Genomic DNA, 22,463 nt, shown 5'->3' on the forward strand with positions numbered 1-22,463 from the left:
ATAGTACCGTTGCATTTGAGCTTCAATGGGAGCAGGGTAAGGTTGCATTAAGTTTCCGCTTCATCGTCTACTTCTCCAGTGTACAAATGCAAAAGGTAGAATTACAGGTTATTTAATCCACGATCCTTAGCACCGTTGCTGGAGGAGCCTGGGTTGGCAGTCTTCTTCCGTACCTACCAGCAGCAAGTGAAATGTGAACGCCAAGGGCAAGCGGTTAAAGCCGCAGAACTGGCACGCCAGCGAGGAGAACTAGCCCTACAGCAAAGTGAGACGCGGTTTCAAGCCTTGTCTGCCAACATGCCGGGAGTAATTTATCAGTTTTTACGCAAGGCAGATGGTTCTATCTCGTTTCCGTTTGTGAGTTTAAGCTGTCGTGACCTGTTTGGGCTAGATGCAGCGGCGATCGAAGCGGACGCCAATCGGCTGATTTCAATGGTACATCCTCAGGATCGCAGAGCATTGGACGCTTCCATTGTGGCTTCGGCTCAATCCCTGCAACCGTGGCACTGGGAAGGACGAATTGTCTTGCCATCGGGCGATGTGAAATGGATGCAGTCTGTGTCTCGACCGGAACTGCAAGCGGATGGAGGAATTCTGTGGCAGGGGTTGTTGATCGATATTAGCGATCGCAAACAAATTGAATTTGCTCAACGAGAGAGTGAACAACGGTTTCGGATGATGGCCGATGGATCACCTGTGTTGATTTGGATGGATGACCTGGACAAGTGCTGCACCTTCTTCAATCAAACCTGGTTGACCTTTACGGGGCGATCGCTAGAGCAGGAAGTGGGGCAGGGTTGACACAGGGACTCTATCCAGAAGATGCACAGCATTGGCTCAATGCCTATACTGCTGCCTTCGACGCGCAGCAGCCTTATACCGTTGAGTACCGCTTGAGACGCGCCGATGGTCAATATCGCTGGATGCTAGAAACAGGTGCGCCACGGTTTTTACCAGACGGGCAATTTGCCGGATACATCGGGTCGTGCCTGGATATCACCGAGCGCAAGCTAGCAGAAGAGGATAACTATCTGTTGCAGACAATGACTCAGGCCATCTTTGAATCACAGGATTTCCATTCGGCGTTGGCGATCGCTCTGCAAAAAGTGTGTGAGGCCACCCGCTGGGATTTTGGAGAAGCCTGGGTTCCCCGTGCCGATCGAACGGTACTGGAATCGAGCCGAGCCTGGTATAGCAAGTCCGAACGCCTGATACAGTTCAGGCAGCAGAGCGAGACGTTTACATTTTTGCCAGGGGTAGGAATTCCAGGCCGCATCTGGGTTTCAAAGCGTCCAGAGTGGCATCGAGATGTTTCTAGTGAAGCAGATACGTCCTACCTGCGATCGCAAATGGCTCTAGTTGCAGGGTTGAAGGCCGCGTTGGGGATTCCAATTTTGGCGAACGACGAGGTCATCACTGTTCTGGTGTTTTACATGTTCGAAGCGCGTGGAGAAGATCAACGCCTGATCGATCTGATTTCTGCATCCACCGAGCTAGGCTTGTTCATCCAACGTAAACAGACAGAAGAAGAAATTCGCAAGTCTTTGGTGAAAGAGCGGGAGCTAAATGAACTCAAATCAAACTTTATTTCGATCGTTTCACACGAGTTTCGCACCCCACTGACCAGCATCGTGGTGGCAACTGAATTACTCGAAAAACATCAACAACAAGATGAAACAAGGAAACGGGGGTACTTTCAGCGAATTCGAGCAGCGGCCAATCGGATGAATCGGTTGCTGGAGGATGTGTTGTTGATTGGTCAAGGCGAAGGAGGCAATCTAGAATTCAACCCTGCCTGGATGAATTTAGAGCTGTTTTGCCAGGGGTTGATAGACGAGTTGCAGCTTAATGCGGGCGATCGCCATCGCTTGACCTTTGCCAATCCAGGTGACTGCAAGCAGGCTTATATGGATGCCAACTTGCTGCATCACATCTTCAATAATTTGCTTTCTAATGCCATTAAATACTCCCCCAAGGGTGGTGTGGTGCGGCTTGAACTCCATCAGCACGATGGACTGGCGTGGTTTCAGGTGCAGGATTCGGGCATTGGTATTCCTGCGGCAGACCAGCAACACCTGTTTGAATTTTTCCATCGTGCGACTAATGTTTCTACCATTCCAGGCACCGGATTAGGGCTGGCAATTGTCAAGCAGTGTGTAGACCTGCATGGTGGGCAAATTTCAGTGAAAAGTACCGTCGGTATTGGCACCACCTTTGTCGTAAGATTGCCTATAGGTAGCCCCCCTGAGCAGATGTACGAGTCAGATTACCTGTAATTTTGAGACGTTAGCCTGACCGAGTTGTGATTAGGATAGTGTAATTGTATTGAACCAGGTTCAAAGCGATCGCCGTTTTCTGGTACAAGTGAGTACACAACACTGTTTAATCTGAAGAACTCACGGCCTTCTACACACCTAGGGGGATAGGGTGGGAAATTTGAACACCGCTCAAATCGAGCAACTCAAGGAAATTGGCTCACAGTTACATCAAACACGTGAGCAACAAGCCCGACCACTTGAAGACATTGCCGCTAAGACTTACATTCCATTACGGCTACTGCGGGCGATCGAAGAGGGACAAGAAAAACCTCTTCCTGAACCTGTTTTCATTCAGGGGTTCATCCGCCGCTATGCTGAGGCGTTGGGGCTGGATGGCAAAGCCTTGGCTCAGGGGTTCTCCATCCATGCTCCGGCACCATCAGATTTACCGCAGGAAGTGGCGGTTAGCTCCTCTAGCGCACCCGCAAGACGAGCAGAACCCCGTCTAGAAAAAATCAGCAGGCCAGAGATTAGAGAGGAAAGACGACCCGACAACCCACCGCAGCCGTTTCCGATCTACATCGTTCCGATTGCGATCGCCATTCTGCTACTGGGTGGGTTGATATACGCTCTGAGCAGACCGAATAATGAGCCAGCAGACACACCAGCAGCGTCGCCAACCGTGTCCAATCAGGCGGCAGGCAACACCGATCCGGCTCCGGCCAGTTCTCCGGTCGCATCTCCCAGCCCCGCTGCATCTCCATTGGTGTCACCCTCTCCGGTGAGCAACGCTCCTGTAACCGTCAGTCTAAATTTGACGGGTGATTCGTGGTTGCAAATCACAGCCGATGGTGAAACGCAATACGAAGGAATTTTGCCCCAGGGCACTCAGCGTAGCTGGTCGGCAGATTCTAGCATTATCGTGGTGGCTGGAAATGCCGGAGCCGTTCTGCTATCTACCAATCAGGGTGAAGCTCAACCTATGGGGGCGTTGGGTGCTGTGGAGCGAGTCACCGTAACCGCAAATACTCCCCTGGCTCCTGCGGCTCAGTAACATCAACCGTTCATTGCAGATCGAAAAAAAGAAGGGCACCTTTGGAGGTGCCCTTTTCTCTATTGGAATTGGAATCCAGGTTCAATTGAAGTGCGTCAATTAGACGGAAGCGTGAACCTTGTCGGCAGGCTGTTCGGCAGGTTTGACCTGGCTCAACAACTCGTGCAGGTTTTGGCCTTCAATTACTTCGGTGGCGAGTAGTTTGGAAGCGATCGCTTCCAGCAGGTCGCGGTTCTGGCTCAAGATGTCCAGCGCTTGCTGGTGTGCTTTCTCAACAATGGCTTTCACTTCTTGATCGATCGCTTCAGCCGTTTGTTCGCTCACCATGCGGCGCGGGTTGGCCTCATTACCTAAGAACATTTGCTGTTGCCCTTGTTGATAGGCCAGCGGCCCCAAAACTTTACTCATGCCGTAGGCCATCACCATCCGTTCGGCTAGGTCAGTGGCTCGTTGCAGGTCATTGGCGGCACCCGTAGTGATGTTGCCAAAAATCAATTCCTCCGCCGATCGACCTCCTAATAAGGTGGCAATTTGTCCCTGCAACTCATCTTGATCCATTAAAAATCGATCTTCGGTGGGCAGTTGCAGCGTGTATCCCAGCGCGGCCATCCCGCGAGGAATGATGGAAATTTTTTCCACCTTGCCCGACCCAGGCATCAGGGCACCGACTAGGGCATGTCCAACTTCGTGATAAGCCACGATGGTCTTTTCTTTTTCGTTCATCACGCGGCTCTTTTTCTCTAAGCCAGCCACAAGACGCTCGATCGCTTCAGCAAAATCTTCCTGCATAACGGTCTGTCGTTGGTTACGAGCTGCCAACAGCGCCGCTTCATTTACCAGGTTTGCCAGATCGGCTCCAGCAAAGCCCGGTGTGCGGGCGGCAATGGCTCGCAAGTCTACCGTTGCGTCTAGTTTGACCTTCTGGGAATGGATGTTCAAAATCGCTTCCCGACCAGACAGATCCGGGCGATCGACCAACACCTGGCGATCGAATCGTCCGGGACGCAGCAAGGCCGGGTCAAGGCTTTCTGGTCGGTTTGTTGCCGCCAGCACAATCACCGTTTCATCTCCAGCGGCAAACCCGTCCATCTCGGTGAGCAATTGGTTCAGGGTTTGCTCTCGCTCATCGTTGCCACCATAAAATCCGCTGCTGGCACGAGACTTGCCGATCGCATCTAATTCATCAATGAAAACGATGCAGGGAGCTTGCTTCTTCGCCTGCTCAAATAAGTCGCGAACGCGAGCCGACCCAACCCCAACAAACAACTCTACAAATTCAGATCCAGAAATACTGAAGAAAGGAACGCCTGCTTCTCCGGCAACTGCTTTCGCCATCAACGTTTTACCCGTTCCCGGAGGCCCAACCAGCAACACTCCTTTGGGAATGCGTGCCCCAATTTGCGTAAAGCGCTTGGGACTCTTGAGAAAATCGACAATCTCGACTAGCTCAGTTTTGGCTTCTTCAACTCCAGCCACATCCGCAAACGTGATCCGCTCGGCTTCTCCTTCAACGTACACTTTGGCTTTGCTCTTACCAATCGAAAGCGCTCCTTGCGGGCCACCACTGCGATTGATGAAAAACTGCCAGATTGCTACAAAAATCAATGGTGGAATGACCCAGCCCAACAAACTGGTAAACCAGCGGTTTTGCGGCGGTGGAGTAGCTGCAAACTCAATGCCATTCTCCTCTAACCGCTTAGGTAGCTCTAGGTCAAAGATAGGCGTTGTTGCAAATACCTGCCCCGATTCTTCTCCGTTATCCTTGAGCTGGTAGCGAATCTCATTTTGACCCACCGAGACGCGATCGACTTCCTGATCTTGTACCTGGTGAATAAATAAACTGTAGGGAACTCGTGGAACGGGTGGGGCAAACAGATTGGGAAACACCAGGTTCACGATTAGAAAAACACCAGTGAGCAGCAACAGGACATTGCCGATTTGGCGTGAACGAGGGGGACGAGATTGATCTTTGATTGCCATTACGGGCAGTGCTCCTTAAATGTGTCGAGAGCAAACAAAACAACTAACAACAGAGAACGGCGCAGCTCGAAAACCGTTTCTGTATGGGCTTAACTTCAACGGTAAATTGATACAAAACTTATCTCAAGGGGCGAAAACCGATCGAATTGAGGTGAAGACACGACCTCCTGAATAGGGAAACCAGAGGTAATGAACGCAATCGATTCTGCTCAGGTCGGCTCGGCGCTGATGGGCTGTTATGGTTAAGGATGGTAGCGAGAGAATCAAAACCTGACTCTTCACAACCATCCTTAATGACGCACCATAGGTGCTGGTATTTCTTTAACGGCCTGGCTTAAGCCGTTTCAAGCCAATCGAAAACTTGGTCTAGCTGCTCCAGCGTAATTAGTCCGTATTGCCACAAAATCATGGGCAGCAAATTTGAGCTTTGTTCGCGGTGGCGAAGCGCAATGGCGATCGCAGATGCTGGAACGGCTAACTCCTCACGCAAAAATTGGATTAATCTGTTTTTTCTGATCGACTCTGCTGCCATTGTGTCCACCCCTTTCTTAAAGAAGAGTAACTAAATTTGTTAACTTATGTAAAGCTATTTCAGATTTATTGAAAATTATAGCGACAACCTTACCGCATCAGCATCATTTGTCAAACAATGAAAGAATTCTCGGTTATGCTTGCACATCAAAGGGTTTAACCGCCTTGGACGAACTGGTGTGTCACCATATCCTACTTATTTATTGATAAATTCTGTGTTAAATCATCTTTCCTCAGAATGAGAATCAGATGAGAGCCAGGTGATGATTTGGAGAAGATTACCGCCGCGAAGAGACATCAAGAGTCAACCTGTGGCCACCGACAAGGAGCGATCGCCTTATTATCCCAAGCCTGGTTTTGTGTTTCTCGTTCCCAAAAGTCTCCAAGAATTAAGTCTACAGAGGCTCTGTCACTCGTCAGGATTGAGGGCAGAGTCTCTTGACCTATTCGGGAAAGCCTTGCTACGGGGAGAGTTAGCCAAACTCAAACAAGAGCAGGATCAAAGGTGTTCTACTGGTTTGTGGCTCGTGGCGTTCACGGCAAGTGTCCGGCATGTTCCACCTTAAATGACTGGTATACTGCTCGCCTTGCTAGCAGGAAGGCGGCATACATTGTTCATGGCACTTTAAAGTTCATGGCATACATTATTCATGCATTCAAAGCGGAGGCCGCGCTAATGGGGGATGTCGGTCTGATGGGGGAGACAAACGGCCATGCTTGAGCGATGGTGGATGTATCAACAGCAGCGGTTTTCACTCTTCAAATGGGGGGGATTCGCTGCTGTCTTTAGCGGCGCTGCGGTGCTGCATTCGTTGTTGCTCCGCCGTTCTTTTCCTGCTGAAACGAATGCATTTAGCGCTGCTCACGCTATTGGTGCAGTCTTGATTGCCTTTCTGGTCGTTTTTCTCTGTTGTCTGCAACTGCGAATTGTTGATGAGGTGTCCCTCTTCAAGCAACGATGCGTTCAGTCTGATGCTTCTATGTCCAACCAACTGACAACAGATTTGGAAGTCATTGCTGTTGCGGCTGGCATCATGCAATTTGGGTTGACTCTGGCTCTCGGTCACTTATCTCTGTTGCTGGTATTAGGTTCAGTTTGGGGATATTTGGGCTTGATCCATCAAGCATTTTTTGTTCCCACCTGGCTCCGTGCTAATCCCCTGCCCAAAACCTTGCTGCGTGCGGGGCTTTGTCCATTAATTACCCTCTACGCAACAGGCTGTGATTGGCTCATTGCCAGCCAGGCACCGCCTGGAGGTATTATTTGGTTTTTGCTTGTTAGCCTATTTGCAGCGATCGCGGCAGACATAGGATGCCTAATTCATGCCCCCACTGATGCCGTGCCTGGTTCGCAAACCTACACCGCATTGTGGGGACGCGAACGAGCTGTCGTGGTCTGGTTGGGCATCCTCTGGCTATTGAGTATCACCAGTCTGCTGGCAGGAATGCAGATTCAGTTCACAACGGCGATCGCTCTATTGCTACCATTTTTGTCAGTTGGTGCTGTAATCGTCGCATGGCGATATCACTCCCGACCTGTACAAAAACGGGCACAGTTCGGCTGGATAACTGAAGTGTGGATCGTATCGGTGTATGTCAGTTTAGGGATAGTCCCGTTTGTTCTACAAACCTGATGTCATTTTTTGAGCGCAACTGAAGGCTGCGGGCGATCGCCAAACAACCTCTACGTCTCACATTCAGCAGTGGTCGCTAAAGTTGCAAAAGTGGTCATCGGTTTCTCGTTATTCTGCCGCTTATGGTGTAACCTTAAGGGAGTTCGAGATTGCTATTGGCGCTACAAGTAGCAATGATGGGTCTGTGTACTCGTCCTCTCCCATGTTCAAGTCCTGCTGCCTGAGAGGACAAGCTAACGACGGTTTGCCCGTTGGGTTGCAAGTCGTTTAGCTGTTCTACCTGCTCTGTTCACTGGTAGCCTGTCTTGTTCACTGGCAGATTGAATAGGTTGAATTCAAATGGCAGGTGAGTGCATTTGACAGGTTCAAACTAAATTAAATTGCTGCGTTCGAGCCGAGCGGTTTTTGCCTCTCGGCCAGAGTCCAGTGGTCGAAAACCTGTACGATGCCTTGATAAAAGGGGGCTGTATGCTAAACTGACGCTTGAGTAGTTCGGTTGCAGTGTTTGTTTTTAATCGTTGACGATTGGCAGGCGACTCTCCGGATTTATCTCGTAGCGTTAATTTTCTCTGGAGATTCTCCATGTCAATTTACATTGGTAACCTTTCGTATGAGGTTACCCAAGACGATTTAAATGCCGTCTTTGCAGAATACGGCACCGTTACGCGTGTTCATTTGCCCACCGATCGAGAGACTGGTCGTCCTCGAGGGTTTGGGTTTGTCGAAATGTCAGCCGACAGCGAAGAGGATGCTGCCATTGCGGCACTTGATGGTGCGGAATGGATGGGTCGTAACCTGCGGGTTAACAAGGCTAAACCCCGTGAAGAAAGACCCCGCAACGATCGAAACTCTTTCAACAGAAGCAGCAGCCGTTCAGGCAGCGGTTGGAACAGCGGTAGTAGCGGATATTCTCAGCGTTACTAATCGCTGAAGCACTAGTTCTCCACGACGTAGGCAGGGTGGTGGTGTTGGAGTGATTAGACAGATGGCGCGTAGAAGCGTCATGGTAACGCTCTTGGCCTCTGTCGATTCCACTGATCTCGTCTGGTTGGTGAACCTTAGTGTGATAGCTTAATTGATTCATCTAGCATGAGTGGTTGACATTGGCTCAAAACCTCAGCAAGCTTTTCGATACGAATTGGTTTGCTGAGGTAATGCGTCATGCCTGCTCGCAGGCACGCTTCGCGATCGCCCTGCATGGCGTTGGCTGTAACGGCAACAACCTGAGGACGTTTCTCTAACGGTATATGTTGATGAATCCACTCGGTTGCAGTGAGGCCATCCATTTCTGGCATCTGCACATCCATCAACACAACGTCATAGATTTGCTGTGAAAGCGCTGTTAATACTTCCAACCCGTTACTCACGACATCAGCTTCATATCCCAATCGTTGCAGCAGACGAACAATTACCTTCTGGTTCACAATATTGTCTTCAGCCACCAACATGCGGAGTGGAAGTTGCCCATCTGGCGCGACGGGATGAGTATGGCGCAACGATGGCTCTGAAGAGATGGGAGGAGAGAGAGGATATCCATCCGCAAACAGCGTGGCTAAACCGCTAAAGAGTTGGGACTGTTTGACGGGCTTGGTCAAACAATCAGCAAAGCGAACGGTTGTCTCGTCACGCAGGTTTGCTCGGTTCATAGGCGTAAGCAACACCAGGGGCAATTTCTCACAACCGGGCTGCTGAGACAGCGCTACAGCCAGCGTCAGACCGTCAACATCGGGCAACTGACTATCGAGCAGGACGACATCAAATCCTGGCTGCTGTCGCACGCAATGGATGGCCTCTGCCCCTGATGCTGCGATCGAGACGCTCATGCCCCAGGCTTGAGCCTGCAAAGCTAAACTTTCTTGGCAAATTGCATGGTCATCCACAATCAGCAACCGCTTACCCACCAGGCTCGACGCTTGAGGTTGGTCGGGTTCAGACAAGTCAACGGCCTGGGTCAGGAGTGAGAAGTAGAAGGTCGAACCACTGCCCAATGTGCTGTCTACCCAAATTCGACCGCCCATCATCTCACTCAGGCGTTGACTGATGGCCAGCCCCAGCCCGGTGCCGCCATAGGTGCGGCAAATAGAGGAATCGACCTGAGTAAAGGGCTGAAACAAAAGGTTCAACCGTTCCGAAGGGATACCAATGCCCGTGTCTTGCACTGTAAACCGAATGGCATAGGTAGATGAGACCTGGGGTACCCATTCTGCTTCAGATGCGGCTGACCGAAGAGGCGGTTTGTTGTGGCTGGGTTGGCTGCCCTCGTCTCGTAGCTTGCGAGCAATGACTCTGAGCGTCACTTCTCCAATTTCGGTGAACTTGATGGCATTTCCCACCAGGTTAATCAGAATTTGGCGCAAGCGAGTCACATCGCCCACAATATGGCCTGGAACATTTGCGTCAATCAGGTAAGCCAGTTCCAGCCCTTTCTCTGCTGCTTTGGGAGCCAGCAAGTCAAGCACTCCCTCAATGCAGGATCGTAGGTGCAACGGCTGTTCTTCTAAATCCAGCTTGCCCGATTCAATCTTGGAGAAATCTAGAATGTCATTGATGATGGTTAATAGCGCTTCGCCGCTGCTGCGAACGGTTTCAACCAAATCTTGCTGTTGCGGGGTCAGGTCAGTATCTAGCAGGAGGTCGGTCATACCAATTACCGCATTCATCGGAGTCCGGATTTCGTGACTCATGGTGGCTAAAAAGTCACTTTTGGTACGGTTAGCCGTTTCGGCTTCCCATCTGGCTTGCTCTAAGTCGGCATTTTTGCGCGTTAGCTCTTCTCGCTGATACATTTCCTGCTCTAGCAGTTGGGCTTGAGCTAATGCAATTCCAACTTGAGCAGCAACGGCTTCCAACAGCTCAATTTCGGCAACGGTCCATTGCCGGACGCGATCGCACTGCTGTAAACAAATCGCACCGTTTGGCTCTCCTTGATAGGAGGTGCGAATCATCAGCATTGACTGGGGGCAGATCGGATGATTTGGTGATTCCGGATCGGTTCGCAGCGGTAAGTCATATTGACCGTTGGCATCGATCGCCTGATCTTGACTCAAAACCCGTTGCACGTAGCGATTGCTGCTCACTGGCACTACCGTACTTAAAATGGCTTCAGTGTTGGTTTCTAAGTACTCAGCGACTAACGGAATTTGCGGTTTGGGAGTCTCTACATAGGTGTGAATCAAGCAGCGACTCACCTGGAACGCTTGCCCGATCTGAGTAGCGGTCGTTTGAAAGATTTTTTGAGTATCGAGACTTTGCCGAATGTCTTCGGTAATTTGCTTGAGTAAAAGCGCCGAACGCAGTTGTTGCTCCAGGGCGACTTGAGCCTGCTTGCGCTCAGTAATGTCCGTTACAATGCTATCGACTCGAACCGGGGTGCCATCCCTCCCTCGAATTAGCCGGGTGCGATCGCAAACCCAGCGAACGTTGCCATCGGGGCGAACGATCCGATACTCCAACTTTTGCTGATCAGATTCTAGTAAAGCGTTGAAAATCGTAGCCACCCGCTCTCGATCGTCGGGATGTACCACCTGCAACCACAGGTAAGAATTGTTGAAAAACTCATGCGCCGGGCGGCCATACAGATGCTCTGTATTGGGACTAAGATACAGAACCTCGTTTGTGTCAATGGCTACCGACCAGACGATGTCTTCTAGCGAGTTGAGAATGCTATTCAACTGGTTTTGGCTATGTCGCAGTGCTACTTCAACTTGCTTGCGATCGCTAATATCTCGAATCGTAATCACTTGAACCGGGTGTTCCCAGTAAAACATCTGCTTTGTGTGCAGTTCCACCGGAAAAGTAGAGCCATTCTTGCGTCGTCCGATCGCTTCGTAAACGCCTCCATCGCCAGAGACTGTTCTAACCTGGACGCTATCTCTCGATTCTGGTGCGACCAGTGCCAGCAGATCCAGCGTGAGAAGCTCAGGAATTTCGTATCCTAGCATCTGAACCAGTGCCTGATTGGCATCAATAATCTGGTTGCGGTAGTAAACAATAATCCCCTCCAGAGAGCCTTCAGCCATAAGCCGAAACCGCTTCTCGTTCAGGCCAATGGTTTCTTCTATCGGTTGCTGAGCCGTTACCTTGCGAAAAATCCCTTGTGTGGCCTGAGGCATACCGTTGACAAACTGAGCATGAATGATGCCCTCGACAACAACCGCTTTGCCGTCTTTAGTGACAAATGTGGTTTCAACTCGACGGTGTGGGGTTCCAGACCAAACAGACTGGAACAGAATTGAGCAATGCTCATGCTGTTCGGGATGAACAATATCAAAGATAGAAAGCTGGGAGATTTCGGTGTCGCTGTAGCCCAGCGTTTCCTGCCAGGCCAGGTTGGCCGAGAGCAATCGTCCGTCTAAAGAAATGCAGTGAACTAAATCGCTGGCACTGTCCGACCGATCGTGTAAATCAAGTGTCGGAGATGGAGAATGACTCAACACCGCTAAGGGGCGATCGTCGCACGGCGGTTGAGTGGTTAACAAAGTGGCAGGATAGAGCGTCAGCAATGCGTTAAAGTCTGAACCGCTGGAGGCTGGAACGGATGTTGCTACTACTTGATGGGGCTGAACTGCCACATCTTTGAAGATAGGCGACAGCAAATCTGGCTCCAGCACTACATCTGAAACAGCACCGTTGAAAATCAGGTGTAATCGATCTGCATTGTCTGCACGGATTAATTGCGGGTAATAGTCGCTAATCAACTGCCCACAGATGCGATCGCGGGCGATCGCCGTCTGTGTTTCCAGGTAACGATTCCAAAAAAGAACGGTGAAATCCGATCGCAGCAGGCACACGCCATGGGGAACGCAATCGAGTAAATTAAACGCTTGTTCGACCGGTTGAATATAGGTCATACGAATCGTCCTCCTGGTTTACCCGGAGTAAGTCGTGATTCATACAACCGATCCACGTCAAACATCAAGCGTTAACTCTCTTAGGCTGGATTGCACAATCTCAGGGTTCCACAAAACCGCTGAGAACAATCGCGCTAACCGATATCCAGTAAAAAAAAGTTGGTAATGCTGAAGTGGAACCAATCGCCAACCGTTGAATTGCAGCTCGAAACGGGCTGCAAGATTGAATTTCTACCTCGCAACCCGTTATTTATGCCCCCAACTATTTATGCCCCCAACAGACGCTATGGCGTTTTTGTGCGTGGACTGGGCCAGGGAATCATTGGATCTTGTGCCAACCGATTAGAAACTTCGTAGGCACCATATCGATTCAGATGGCTTGGATCAGAAAAGTAGTCGTATTGATCTAGCCATAGCTCACCTAAATCTCGAAAAATAAACCCTGGCTGCTGCACGGCAAGATTCAACATGTATTGCTTGAACTCTTGTTCGTGCTGACTGCGAACATCGTCCAAATATTGCTGGGTAAGGGGGGAGTTAACAAAGACAACAGGAATGTTGCGAGATTGAGTGAGTGCTAGTAGCGATCGCAACGCCGTAGCCTGGTTGCCTTCAATTTGAAAGTCTTTGTAGTCGCCATCATAGGCACCCGCCACTCGGGCGTACTGTTGATAATAGGTTGCCGGGTTGAACTGAACCGATAACGGCAGAAACCCCTCAAAGTCGATCATGCCCTGCCCTTCCTGCGGCAAGGATGTTGCAGTTTCATCCGTGGCCGAGACGCTTGCAGTCGTGGCCGACTCTTTCTGCGCTGGTAATAGTGCTGTTACAGTTTGCTGAAACAGCGTTTTAAGGCGATCGCGCTCCTGGTAAGCGGTTGAAATGGCTGCAAGGCGATCGCTTAGCCAGCGGTCGATGGCACGATAGCCAGAGGCCAGCGAGGAGCCAATACCGCCAGAGGCAGACTGGCCGCTCTGCTCGGTGATTCCACTCATAGGAGCGGCGGGTGTCACACTGTGCAATGGAATGGTTCCATCTGCAATCTGCTGGTAGCCTTCAGAAGCGGCAATCCCGTTATAGGTCACATCCACCCCACCACTGTTAAAGGCGCGCGCCCCGTCCGCCCAAATGACTAATCGGGGCAGTTGCTCAGGTGTTAGTAACTCGCGAAGAATTAAGTCTACAACCTGAGCTGTCGCTCCATTGACCCCAAAGTTAAAAATAGTCAGATCGGTGTAACCAATGCCTGCAAGTGCCTGCTTTAATACCGCCGGATCAACGCCCCGCAACGCTCTAGAACTTCCAATGATCAAGACATCGGGAGGGCCAGACTGTTCTAAAAACTGGTAGTACAACGCAATCTTCTCGTCGAGCTGGCGGCTGTTGAAGGTTGGATATGGAGAATCGTCGGCTGTAACCGTAGCAACTGGAGTAGTCGGTGCCGGAATTTGGCTAATTGGGGTAAAGCTAGCTGGGGCAGCGGTTGAATGGGCGGCAGGGGCAACCGCGACCGTCTGCGGTGATGCACTCAACGAATTCGTTGCCTGACCAGGCTGGGTGAATCCTGAGGAATCAAAGACAGACGAATCCTCTTCCGCAGAACGGTTGAGCGAGATATCAGGAAAAGATAAATCAATCTCAGCTTCATCGCTGCTAACCGATGGGCTGGGCGAGACCGCTGTAGGAACTACCGCAGACGCTGTCGGAGGCGATTGGGGCTGCTGCAACCATTGACCCAACACCCAATCGGCTTGAATCATTAACAACAGCCCTACTGCGCCCCAAATGGCGACTGCTTTAGCGGTTTGATAGCCGGCCTGTCCAGGCGCAGACACAGAGCGATCTTGAACGTCTGAACTCAGCGTGAATAGCTGAGAACGGACTAAAATCCGCTGGGCATGATGAACGAGCTGGTGCTGAAGCGTTGTCCAGGCCGTCTGCAAATCGGCAGGGGTGAGGTCAGGACGGATAATGACCTCTTCTGAAGGCGCAATTAAGTCGCCAATATAGGCATCTGTTGCGGCAAATTCAGGCGTGGCTTCTGGCACTAACCGATTGCGTGAGGCAAAATCTGCGCCGTAGCTCCATAAAGGTCGCTTTTGCCCTGCCCGTCGTCCATACACTCGCACTCCGGCAAGATTTGGGATGTCTAGCTCCTGGAGAAATTGGGCGATCGCCGGCCCCACCCGTCGCTGCTCGGGGCAGATAGGCGCATCGGCCATAATGTGCAGCAGGTCTTGCTTCGGTAAAATCTGGAGGCGAATACCTCCGGTGGCAAGCTGCTGGTCAATATCTGGATTAAGCAAGCGGTTCAGCAGGAAGGCGATCGCCCCCCAGTCTCGCTGCTGCGCCAGAGTTCTCATTGGGGTAGCCAGCGCGGCATGGACAGAAGCGGGCAAGTCTAACCAGTCTATCCATTGAGGGGTAGGCTGTCCGGCAACCTGCCCATAAACCGTTGCGGCATGAATCCCCTGGGGACCCAGCGTTTCCAATAATGGAGCCACGATCGCCCGTACTGCATGCTGTTCGGGGGCGGCAGCGGGTGAGGATGGCTGCAACTGGCTGCACGATAGGTGCAGGGTCGAGTCTTTGAGTGAAACAGTGGCCAACCGAGCGTTGGCAGGTGCCAGTTCCAGGTTCAGTAGCCGTTCGATCGCCTCAACATCCCCCCAACGCACCCACTCCCGCAGCATCTCTTTGGTGGGTGTCAGGTCTACTCGCAAGACCCAGTCGGGTTTGGTTTCTCCAGCTACTTGCACCAACGTAATTGCATCGCGATAGCCTTCAAGTTCCAGATCGCGAAGTTGATGGGCAATGGTTTCGCTGATCAATGATGGATCAGGACTGTAGGTTGCCTCGCAGGTGATCCACAATCGACGAGACTTAGGATGGCCTGGATTGAGTTCCGGCAGCGGTGTCTGTGACGGCAACGTCACAGAATTATCTAGATAAGGAATAGTTTTAACGCTGACCTGAACTGAAACCCCAAGCTTACTCAAACTTTCGCTTAGATAGCGGGCGAGCGCTTCTGGTTTTCCCCGTTTTGCCAAACTGCGGTTTGACACCACAATGGCCGATGGGCCAGGGAGAGGCTGGGGCGATCGCCGATTAGGCGGCGCAGGAGCGGTCGAGAGAGCCAGTGCCGGAGACGATGGGTGAGGCTGTTGCATCTGCGCTAAATGCCGCTCAAGTTGATTGAGATGAATTTGTGCCGTCCAGTCAGGAGAACTGCGCTCCGACCGACGACCATAAAGCAACACTTGGTATATGCGCGGTTGATGCGCCGGAAGCAGCGTGTTCAAATTGGTCTGCTGTAGAGCCGGAATCAACTGAAGCAGAGCCGTTTTCCGCTCTGGACAAGATGCCCCCTCACACAGAACATGGAGATTATTGCCCCGCAGTCGAAACTTAATCCGAACTCGCCATGCTCCCAGCGTTTTATAGATCCACTGGGCTAATGGGGAGCGCTGGTTCGAAGGGGAATGATCTTCTACGGCATTCGACATCAGAACTGTAATACTATGCTCTGCTAAACGTTAGATAATCTTGCCTTCTAGGGATAGCATACTCTCGTCAATTTTTTCACCGTTATTCACGTTTTGCTATGGCTTAGCATGGAACTAACGGATCGATATGCTTTGTTACCCCATTAAACTGACGATGCCAACCTTCAAAGTTCCTTCTGAGATCTTGCTTAGTTTAGCAACTCCACCGGTATTACTGTTTTTGCTGGGCAGTAAGGCGGTTGCCGAATTAGCGCAGGAATTAGGTCAAGCGAGTGAAGAAATTTTTAGAGGCGATCGCCTGCCCGTATTAAATCTACCCCCTCGATCGACCGATCCTACCCATGCTGACAACCTCTAGTAGCGCTGGATGGTGGACTGCGATGCTCAGGATGCTAGCTTAATCTCACTGGTGATCAACACAAAAAAGGGAAGAGCATTATGCTCTCCCCTTTTTTGGTCTGGCGCAGCCTTCTCGGCGATGGGTGCGTCTGGTTGCTGTTTGAGCTTTAGCCGTAGGGCCTTAAGCTGCTTCTGCTTTTGTCTATGGCGGGCACTACCGCCTCGACCTTTATTGTTCCGTCCTTCGCGACGGGGAGATTCCCATCGCTTCAACCGTTGAGCCATCAGGTACCCTCGCTATTTTAATTGTTAGAGATGGGCAGAGTCGGACTCGAACCGACACGACCGAAGTCGCCACATTTTGAGTGTGGTGCGTCTACCAATTTCGCCATCCGCCCAGTGTTTCAAGATTTTTAGTATAACCGATTGAGCCGTTTTCGAGAAGAGATTGGTAAGCCGGACTGCTAGCCCACCGATCAATCTCTCTAGCTCGCAGCACGGGGACAGGGTGAGTTAACTGAGCAGTCTGAGCTTGCTTGAGCAATTTGCCCAGGTCATCTGTACTGATGTCGTCATAGGAGCGAGCTTGTGCTAAAAACGCTTCCAAATTGAGCTGGGATGACAGGCTAGGAGAACCACCCGTTAGCTTCATCAATACAGATGCCACAATTTTAGGATCTTGGGTGACGAGTAGAGCAGCGCGATCGCACGTAAATTCTGCACACCGTACCCATTCCAAAATCTGTGACTGTAACGTTTGTGCCAACATGCCGCCCAGCGGAGGTGCGAGCTGTCCGGCGGCCAATACGATGAGATTGGCCAGGGTTAAGTAAACGCTGTGATCACATTTCAAATGCCCCAGTTCATGGGCAATCACCGCTTGAATTTCCTCAGGCGTCAGCAGCTCAATCAGGGACGTGTGAATTACAATAAATGGCTGTCTGCCGCGCATTGCAAAGGTGTACGCATTTGGAACAGGATGCTGGCGGATGTAGAGCTGCGGTGGTTCAATGTCAAGAACCTGGCACGCTTCTATGAGCAATTTGTAGATGTGGGGCAGTTGCTGTTCGCCCACCAAAATGCTAGAAGCAATATTTTCCAGGTAGAAAAACTGTTCCGCCAAGGGACCCAACAGATTTCGCACCAGGATATCTAGCCCCGGCAACTGCCGTAGCGTTTGAGTGGCTTGGAGGTCTAGAGGGTGGCGAAAGTGATCTGACTTAAGACCAATCAGAACAGTCTTGGCAACAGACATGGAAGTCAAACTCGCTCAGCTAAAGTGGCAATTCAAACGCTCGACTGAATGCAACAGGCAAAACATACCAGCGCTTCAGGCGGCAAACGTTCTATTTGCAGTATAACGAGAACCCTTGTTCTAATGACACGAGTGGCTTTAAACCCAAATAGGGACACAGCCTTGCTGTATCCCTATGTAGTCACCTGTGTGATGTGCCGCATCCAGGCAGATGCGTGACTTTAATGCAGCGTTGAGGGCGATAAGGTGGGGGTTGAAGCATCGCTGGCCGCATCTGGGTTGTCTATGATGCGGTTTACCCTGGCTCCTACCTGCTTTAGCTTTAGCTCCAAATTGTCGTAGCCCCGATCCAGATGATGCAATCCCTGGATAGTCGTCATGCCGTCTGCGGCCAGGGCAGCCAACACCAGGGCGGCTGAAGCTCGTAGATCGGTTGCGACTACAGGGGCACCAGACAGTTTGGGCACTCCTCGGACGATCGCATGATTGCCTTTCACCCGGATATCTGCACCCATGCGGTTTAGCTCAGCCACATGGCGCAGACGGTTCTCAAACACGGTTTCAGTAATGACACTATCTCCTTCGCTCAGGGTTAGTAATGCCATAAACTGTGCTTGCATATCCGTTGGAAAGCCTGGATAGGGGAGCGTTTCAATGTCGGTTGCGGTGTGGTAGCGTCCAGGGACAATTCGCAGGCGGCTGGGCGCTTCGGTAATTACCTGGGCACCGATCGCCTGTAGTTTGGCAATAACAGCCGTTAAGTGGTCTGGAATCACCGGATACAGGCTCAACTCTGAATGAGTAATGGCACCAGCCACTAAAAAAGTGCCCGCTTCGATGCGATCGGGAATCAACGTGTATTCGGTGGTATGAAGACTGGGAACCCCAGAAATCACAATGGTGTTAGTACCAGCACCCCGAATTCGCGCTCCCATCGCCCGACAGAAGTTTGCCAGGTCAATCACTTCCGGTTCCTGTGCCGCATTGTCAATGACGGTTTCCCCTTCAGCCAGGGTAGCAGCCATCATCAGCGTTTCTGTTGCCCCAACACTGGGGCAATCGAGGTAAATTTTGGCTCCCTTGAGCCGTTTGCCATTTCGAACATAGGCGTGTACCGTTCCATGTTCAATATGAACATCGGCTCCTAATGCTCGTAACCCCTGAACATGCAAATCTACGGGTCTAGCACCGATTGCACATCCTCCAGGCAAGGGCACTCGGGCTACCCCCAGCCGCGCCAACATCGGGCCAATGATGAAGAAACTGGCGCGAAGCTGGCTCACCAGTTCGTAGGGCGCTTTAGATTGACCGATATGGCTTGCATTGATCTCCAGAGTGTCGCCATGCCGCTCTAGCTTGACCCCCAAAGAAAGCAGAATTTCGCCCATCCTGGCAACGTCCATTAAGGACGGAACATTGTGAAGGCGGCAATCATCCGGGCAGAGTAACGCACCGGCCATCAGTACTAGAGCCGAGTTTTTGGCTCCGCTGATTTTGACTTGTCCCTGTAGTGACGATCCGCCCCAGATCTGAAGCACCGACTTGTCTTCTTCCGGCGCAGGCAAGGATGAGGAGCTAGGTAAGCTGATAGAGGGAGTAATAGTTCTGTCCTCCAGGATGAAGTTATACGTGGGTGACTACAAATTTGGTACTGATTCTACCGGAAAGAATTGAAATGTCTAGAATTTTAAACTGAAGCCATTGCCGTAATTGCCAGGAGCTAGGCGGCTCGACGCTTCATTGAGAATCAAAATAGCCGCAACAAAACAGTTGACGAATGACGCTAAGTGCCCGATGATGATAAATCGCAGTCTTAAATTAACCAAGGCTGTTGAAATGCGGAACTGGCGGAATTGGTAGACGCGCTAGATTCAGGTTCTAGTGTCTGCAAAGACTTCCGGGTTCAAGTCCCGGGTTCCGCATCTAAAACCACTCCAGTGCAATTGCGATCATCAGGGTCGCCGTAGTTTTGTGCGACCCGTTAAGGTTTGTACAACCTGGCAGGCAGTTGTTAACCCTGCTTATGGGATCAGGACTTTTGTAAACAAAAATTAAATTATTCTGCAAGTCCTTAAAGCGCCTGCGACGAATCTGCGATGAAATCGGTTTTTCTAACCTGCTGTGCCTAACGGTATGACCATACTGACCAGCTTGCAAAACCCTTTAGTGAAGCAGATGCGAAAGCTGCATCGTGCCAAAGACCGAAGGGAACAGCAGCAGTTTTTACTGGAAGGAACTCATCTGTTAGAAGCGGCCTGTGCTGCAAACTGTTCGCTTTCGGTGGTCTGCTACACATCAACCTGGCAGGATAATCATCCAGCCTTGTGGGAACAGGCGACGCAGCGGGCTGAGCGATCGCACCTGGTCAGTCCGGAGGTGTTGCAGGCAATCGCCACAACGGTGAATCCGGATGGCGTTGTGGCAGCAGCAGCGCGAGTCATCACCCCATCTCTGGGGCACGACATCACACTGGGAATTGCGATCGAGACATTGCAAGATCCAGGTAATCTGGGAACCGTGATTCGTACGGCGGCGGCGGCTGATGCCGATGGCCTGTGGCTTAGTGCGGATAGTGTTGATTTAGATCACCCCAAAGTACTGAGAGCGTCGGCGGGGCAGTGGTTTCGGCTACCAATGACGGTATCGTCTGATTTGCCCACAGAGATGACGCACTTTAAACAGGCCGGTGTGCAGGTGGTAGCAACGCTGCCCGGTGCGAAGCAAACGTTTTGGGATCTGGATCTGAAGCGTCCCACTATCATCTTGCTCGGCAATGAGGGGGCAGGGCTGTCAACAGCACTGGCAGACACGGCAGATGCTCAGGTGCGTATTCCATTGACGACAGGAGTGGAATCCCTGAATGTGTCGATCGCGGCAGCATTGATCTTGTACGAGGCGCGGCGACAGCGGCTTGGTTCCGCTTGATGGTGTCCCCAAAACACAGCACGTCTTGAGGAATGAAGCCGTATCAAACCCCGCCAAGGGCATAACATTCGGCAGATAGCCCTTGAAATAGACCCGCTTGCCTACCGCAGGGTAGGCCACGCCCCTCCCCGGTAGCGGGCTACACATGAGACCCCATCAGAACTCTCACCCACTGGCAGGTCAACCGTTTGCACTCGTGGGGTCTTCGTCTGATGGCGATCGCATCAATTTCTCAATATCTGCCGCTGCTGCCTCTAGTGCTTGGACATTAGTATGGCTACCACGTTCGTCTACTGGGGCAGTAACCTGGCCGCTGTCCATCATTTGAGTGTCTAGCGCAGCCAGTTCTTCAGGGGTGAGATCTGCTTCTAACTGGTCGAGCGATTCTAGGAATGCTCTAGTAGCGGCATAACGCAGGTCGCGCTGGCTTTGATCCATAAACTTGGCTCCTAAGTTAGGGTTAGAATGCCCAGTTTGTTGAGCAGTTGTTGCATCACGGGCGATCGCAGCATCCGCAGTGCAACGGAGCTATTGTGCTTTGTGCTTTTTGAGGAGATGTTGTCTGATTGCCCCCTCAGCATCGAAAATTGAACAAGGCAATATGTGTAGGGGATTAGTGACGTGAGCCACGGACTTGATTACGACTTAATTATTATTGGTGCTGGTGTTGGTGGGCATGGTGCTGCCATTCATGCGGTCAGTTGTGGTCTCAAAACAGCGATTATTGAAGCTGCTGAAATGGGCGGCACCTGTGTTAACCGGGGCTGCATCCCCTCAAAAGCACTGTTGGCCGCATCCGGGCGAGTACGAGAGTTACGCAATGCACATCACCTCAAGGCATTGGGAATTCAAGTCGGCAATGTTGCGTTTGAGCGACAGGCGATCGCCGATCATGCCAGCAATTTGGTTGCAAAAATTCGAGATGATATGTCGAACAGCCTCAAGCGACTGGGGGTAGACACAATTAAAGGCCGAGGCAAACTCGCTGGGCCGCAGAAGGTGACGGTGACCACCGAGGCTGGCGATCGCACCATCACCGGGCAAGACATCATTCTCTCTCCTGGCTCGGTTCCGTTTGTGCCGCCAGGAATTGAGCTAGACGGCAAAACGGTGTTTACCAGTGATGATGGCCTGAAGTTGGACTGGCTGCCTTCCTGGATCGCTGTCATTGGCAGTGGGTACATCGGGTTGGAATTTAGCGATATTTATACTGCTCTGGGGAGTGAGGTCACGTTAATTGAAGCCCTCGATCAACTGATGCCGGGATTTGATCCCGATGTGGCCAAGCTGGCACAGCGAGTGCTAATTGCGCCCCGCGATATTGAAACCAAGGTAGGGCTATTAGCCAGGAAAGTGATTCCAGGTTCGCCTGTTGTGATTGAACTCGCCGATGCCAAAACCAAAGAACTGGTAGATATTTTAGAAGTTGATGCCTGTTTGGTCGCAACCGGACGGGTCCCGGCGACGCAAGATCTGGGTCTGGATTCAATTGGGGTTGGGGTCGATCGCCGTGGATTTATCACAGTGAACAACCAAATGGCTGTAGTGCGAGATGGCGAACCGGTGCCTCATCTATGGGCCATTGGTGATGCCACTGGTAAGATGATGCTGGCTCATGCCGCCTCTGCTCAAGGGATTGCGGCAGTTGAAACAATGTGTGGCCGAGCGCGTGAAGTAGACTATCGCAGCGTTCCGGCAGCGGCTTTTACCCACCCTGAAGTGAGTTTTGTGGGAATGACTGAACCCGTAGCCAAAGAAGCGGGTCAAGCAGAAGGGTTTAAGGTAGGGGTAGTGCGATCGTACTTTAAGGGCAACTCCAAAGCGATCGCTGAAGGCGAAACCGATGGGCTGGCAAAGGTAATTTACCGGGAAGACACGGGGGAAGTGTTGGGGGTTCACATTCTGGGGCCTCATGCCTCAGACCTGATTCATGAAGCCTCAAATGCGATCGCCCAACGTCGTTCAGTTCAAGATCTGGCGTATCTGGTTCATACTCACCCGACCCTTTCTGAAGTGCTAGATGATGCCTACAAGCGGGCGATCGCGACCCATTAACCGCTACCTTGTTTGCCCTCCAATCTCTTCAGCGTCTTGCTGACCAGTTGGCTCTTAATGTTTATCTTTAGCGTTT

General features: G+C 51.4%; 16 protein-coding genes and 2 tRNA genes. 9 read left to right on the forward strand and 9 right to left on the reverse strand.

What is annotated here, in order from left to right:
• The first annotated feature begins 153 nt into the window (after positions 1-153).
• The 3 genes from IQ268_RS18260 to IQ268_RS18270 all read left to right on the forward strand — a co-directional run bounded on the left by IQ268_RS18260 (position 154) and on the right by IQ268_RS18270 (position 3,312).
• Entirely contained in the window at positions 154-801 is a 648-nt protein-coding gene (locus IQ268_RS18260) for a PAS domain S-box protein (protein ID WP_193882139.1), read from the forward strand.
• On the forward strand, positions 726-2,276 hold the full coding sequence (locus IQ268_RS18265; RefSeq protein ID WP_193882142.1) for a PAS domain-containing sensor histidine kinase: 1,551 nt from the start codon (positions 726-728) through the stop codon (positions 2,274-2,276). The genes IQ268_RS18260 and IQ268_RS18265 overlap by 76 nt, the downstream gene beginning before the upstream one ends.
• A gap of 151 nt (positions 2,277-2,427) precedes the next feature.
• Positions 2,428-3,312 (forward strand): RodZ domain-containing protein, encoded by an 885-nt coding sequence (locus tag IQ268_RS18270; RefSeq protein WP_193882146.1) that lies wholly within the window; start codon positions 2,428-2,430, stop codon positions 3,310-3,312.
• Positions 3,313-3,411: 99 nt separating this feature from the next.
• Here IQ268_RS18270 and ftsH4 read toward each other — a convergent pair whose 3' ends face one another.
• Both ftsH4 and IQ268_RS18280 read right to left on the reverse strand, forming a co-directional pair.
• Positions 3,412-5,292: an ATP-dependent zinc metalloprotease FtsH4 gene (ftsH4, locus tag IQ268_RS18275; RefSeq protein ID WP_193882149.1), complete on the reverse strand. Its 1,881-nt coding sequence runs from the start codon at positions 5,290-5,292 to the stop codon at positions 3,412-3,414.
• A gap of 334 nt (positions 5,293-5,626) precedes the next feature.
• A complete protein-coding gene (locus tag IQ268_RS18280; protein ID WP_193882152.1) occupies positions 5,627-5,824 on the reverse strand; it encodes a DUF2949 domain-containing protein in 198 nt (65 codons plus the stop codon).
• 712 nt (positions 5,825-6,536) lie between these two features.
• On the opposite strand from IQ268_RS18280, the gene IQ268_RS18285 reads away from it, so the two are divergent.
• Positions 6,537-7,457, forward strand: coding sequence for a hypothetical protein (locus IQ268_RS18285; protein ID WP_193882155.1), 921 nt, complete (start codon positions 6,537-6,539; stop codon positions 7,455-7,457).
• Between the two features lie 582 nt (positions 7,458-8,039).
• The gene (locus IQ268_RS18290) at positions 8,040-8,381 is read left to right on the forward strand and encodes an RNA-binding protein (protein WP_193882158.1); all 342 of its coding nucleotides are present in this window, start codon (positions 8,040-8,042) and stop codon (positions 8,379-8,381) included.
• A gap of 134 nt (positions 8,382-8,515) precedes the next feature.
• Here IQ268_RS18290 and IQ268_RS18295 read toward each other — a convergent pair whose 3' ends face one another.
• Entirely contained in the window at positions 8,516-12,307 is a 3,792-nt protein-coding gene (locus IQ268_RS18295) for a PAS domain S-box protein (RefSeq protein WP_193882162.1), read from the reverse strand.
• Between the two features lie 284 nt (positions 12,308-12,591).
• Entirely contained in the window at positions 12,592-15,813 is a 3,222-nt protein-coding gene (locus IQ268_RS18300; protein WP_193882165.1) for a DUF1574 domain-containing protein, read from the reverse strand.
• 154 nt (positions 15,814-15,967) lie between these two features.
• Here IQ268_RS18300 and IQ268_RS18305 point away from each other — a divergent pair, with 154 nt between their 5' ends.
• Positions 15,968-16,171 (forward strand): hypothetical protein, encoded by a 204-nt coding sequence (locus IQ268_RS18305; protein ID WP_228035492.1) that lies wholly within the window; start codon positions 15,968-15,970, stop codon positions 16,169-16,171.
• Between the two features lie 26 nt (positions 16,172-16,197).
• Here the strand turns inward: IQ268_RS18305 and IQ268_RS18310 are convergent, their stop codons facing one another.
• The 4 genes from IQ268_RS18310 to murA form a co-directional block, all read right to left on the reverse strand.
• Entirely contained in the window at positions 16,198-16,437 is a 240-nt protein-coding gene (locus IQ268_RS18310; RefSeq protein WP_193882171.1) for a hypothetical protein, read from the reverse strand.
• A gap of 31 nt (positions 16,438-16,468) precedes the next feature.
• Positions 16,469-16,550: transfer RNA gene (locus tag IQ268_RS18315), tRNA-Leu, on the reverse strand.
• Positions 16,529-17,407: a M48 family metallopeptidase gene (locus IQ268_RS18320; protein ID WP_193882174.1), complete on the reverse strand. Its 879-nt coding sequence runs from the start codon at positions 17,405-17,407 to the stop codon at positions 16,529-16,531. Before IQ268_RS18320 ends, IQ268_RS18315 begins: the two co-directional genes overlap by 22 nt.
• A 221-nt stretch (positions 17,408-17,628) precedes the next feature.
• Positions 17,629-19,023, reverse strand: coding sequence for a UDP-N-acetylglucosamine 1-carboxyvinyltransferase (gene murA, locus IQ268_RS18325; RefSeq protein WP_193882325.1), 1,395 nt, complete (start codon positions 19,021-19,023; stop codon positions 17,629-17,631).
• 222 nt (positions 19,024-19,245) lie between these two features.
• On the opposite strand from murA, the gene IQ268_RS18330 reads away from it, so the two are divergent.
• Both IQ268_RS18330 and IQ268_RS18335 read left to right on the forward strand, forming a co-directional pair.
• Positions 19,246-19,329 (forward strand) — tRNA-Leu (locus IQ268_RS18330).
• Positions 19,330-19,546: 217 nt separating this feature from the next.
• Positions 19,547-20,332, forward strand: coding sequence for an RNA methyltransferase (locus IQ268_RS18335; protein WP_193882328.1), 786 nt, complete (start codon positions 19,547-19,549; stop codon positions 20,330-20,332).
• 180 nt (positions 20,333-20,512) lie between these two features.
• On the opposite strand, the gene IQ268_RS18340 is transcribed toward IQ268_RS18335, so the two are convergent.
• Positions 20,513-20,770 carry a hypothetical protein gene (locus tag IQ268_RS18340; RefSeq protein ID WP_193882177.1) on the reverse strand — a complete coding sequence of 86 codons (258 nt, stop codon included), beginning with the start codon at positions 20,768-20,770 and terminating at the stop codon, positions 20,513-20,515.
• A 183-nt stretch (positions 20,771-20,953) separates the two neighbouring features.
• Between IQ268_RS18340 and lpdA the strand changes: the two genes are divergently transcribed.
• Positions 20,954-22,387 carry a dihydrolipoyl dehydrogenase gene (gene lpdA, locus IQ268_RS18345; protein WP_193882180.1) on the forward strand — a complete coding sequence of 478 codons (1,434 nt, stop codon included), beginning with the start codon at positions 20,954-20,956 and terminating at the stop codon, positions 22,385-22,387.
• The last annotated feature ends 76 nt before the right edge of the window (positions 22,388-22,463 follow it).

Source organism: Oculatella sp. LEGE 06141 (assembly GCF_015207605.1).
Lineage (GTDB): Bacteria > Cyanobacteriota > Cyanobacteriia > Elainellales > Elainellaceae > Oculatella.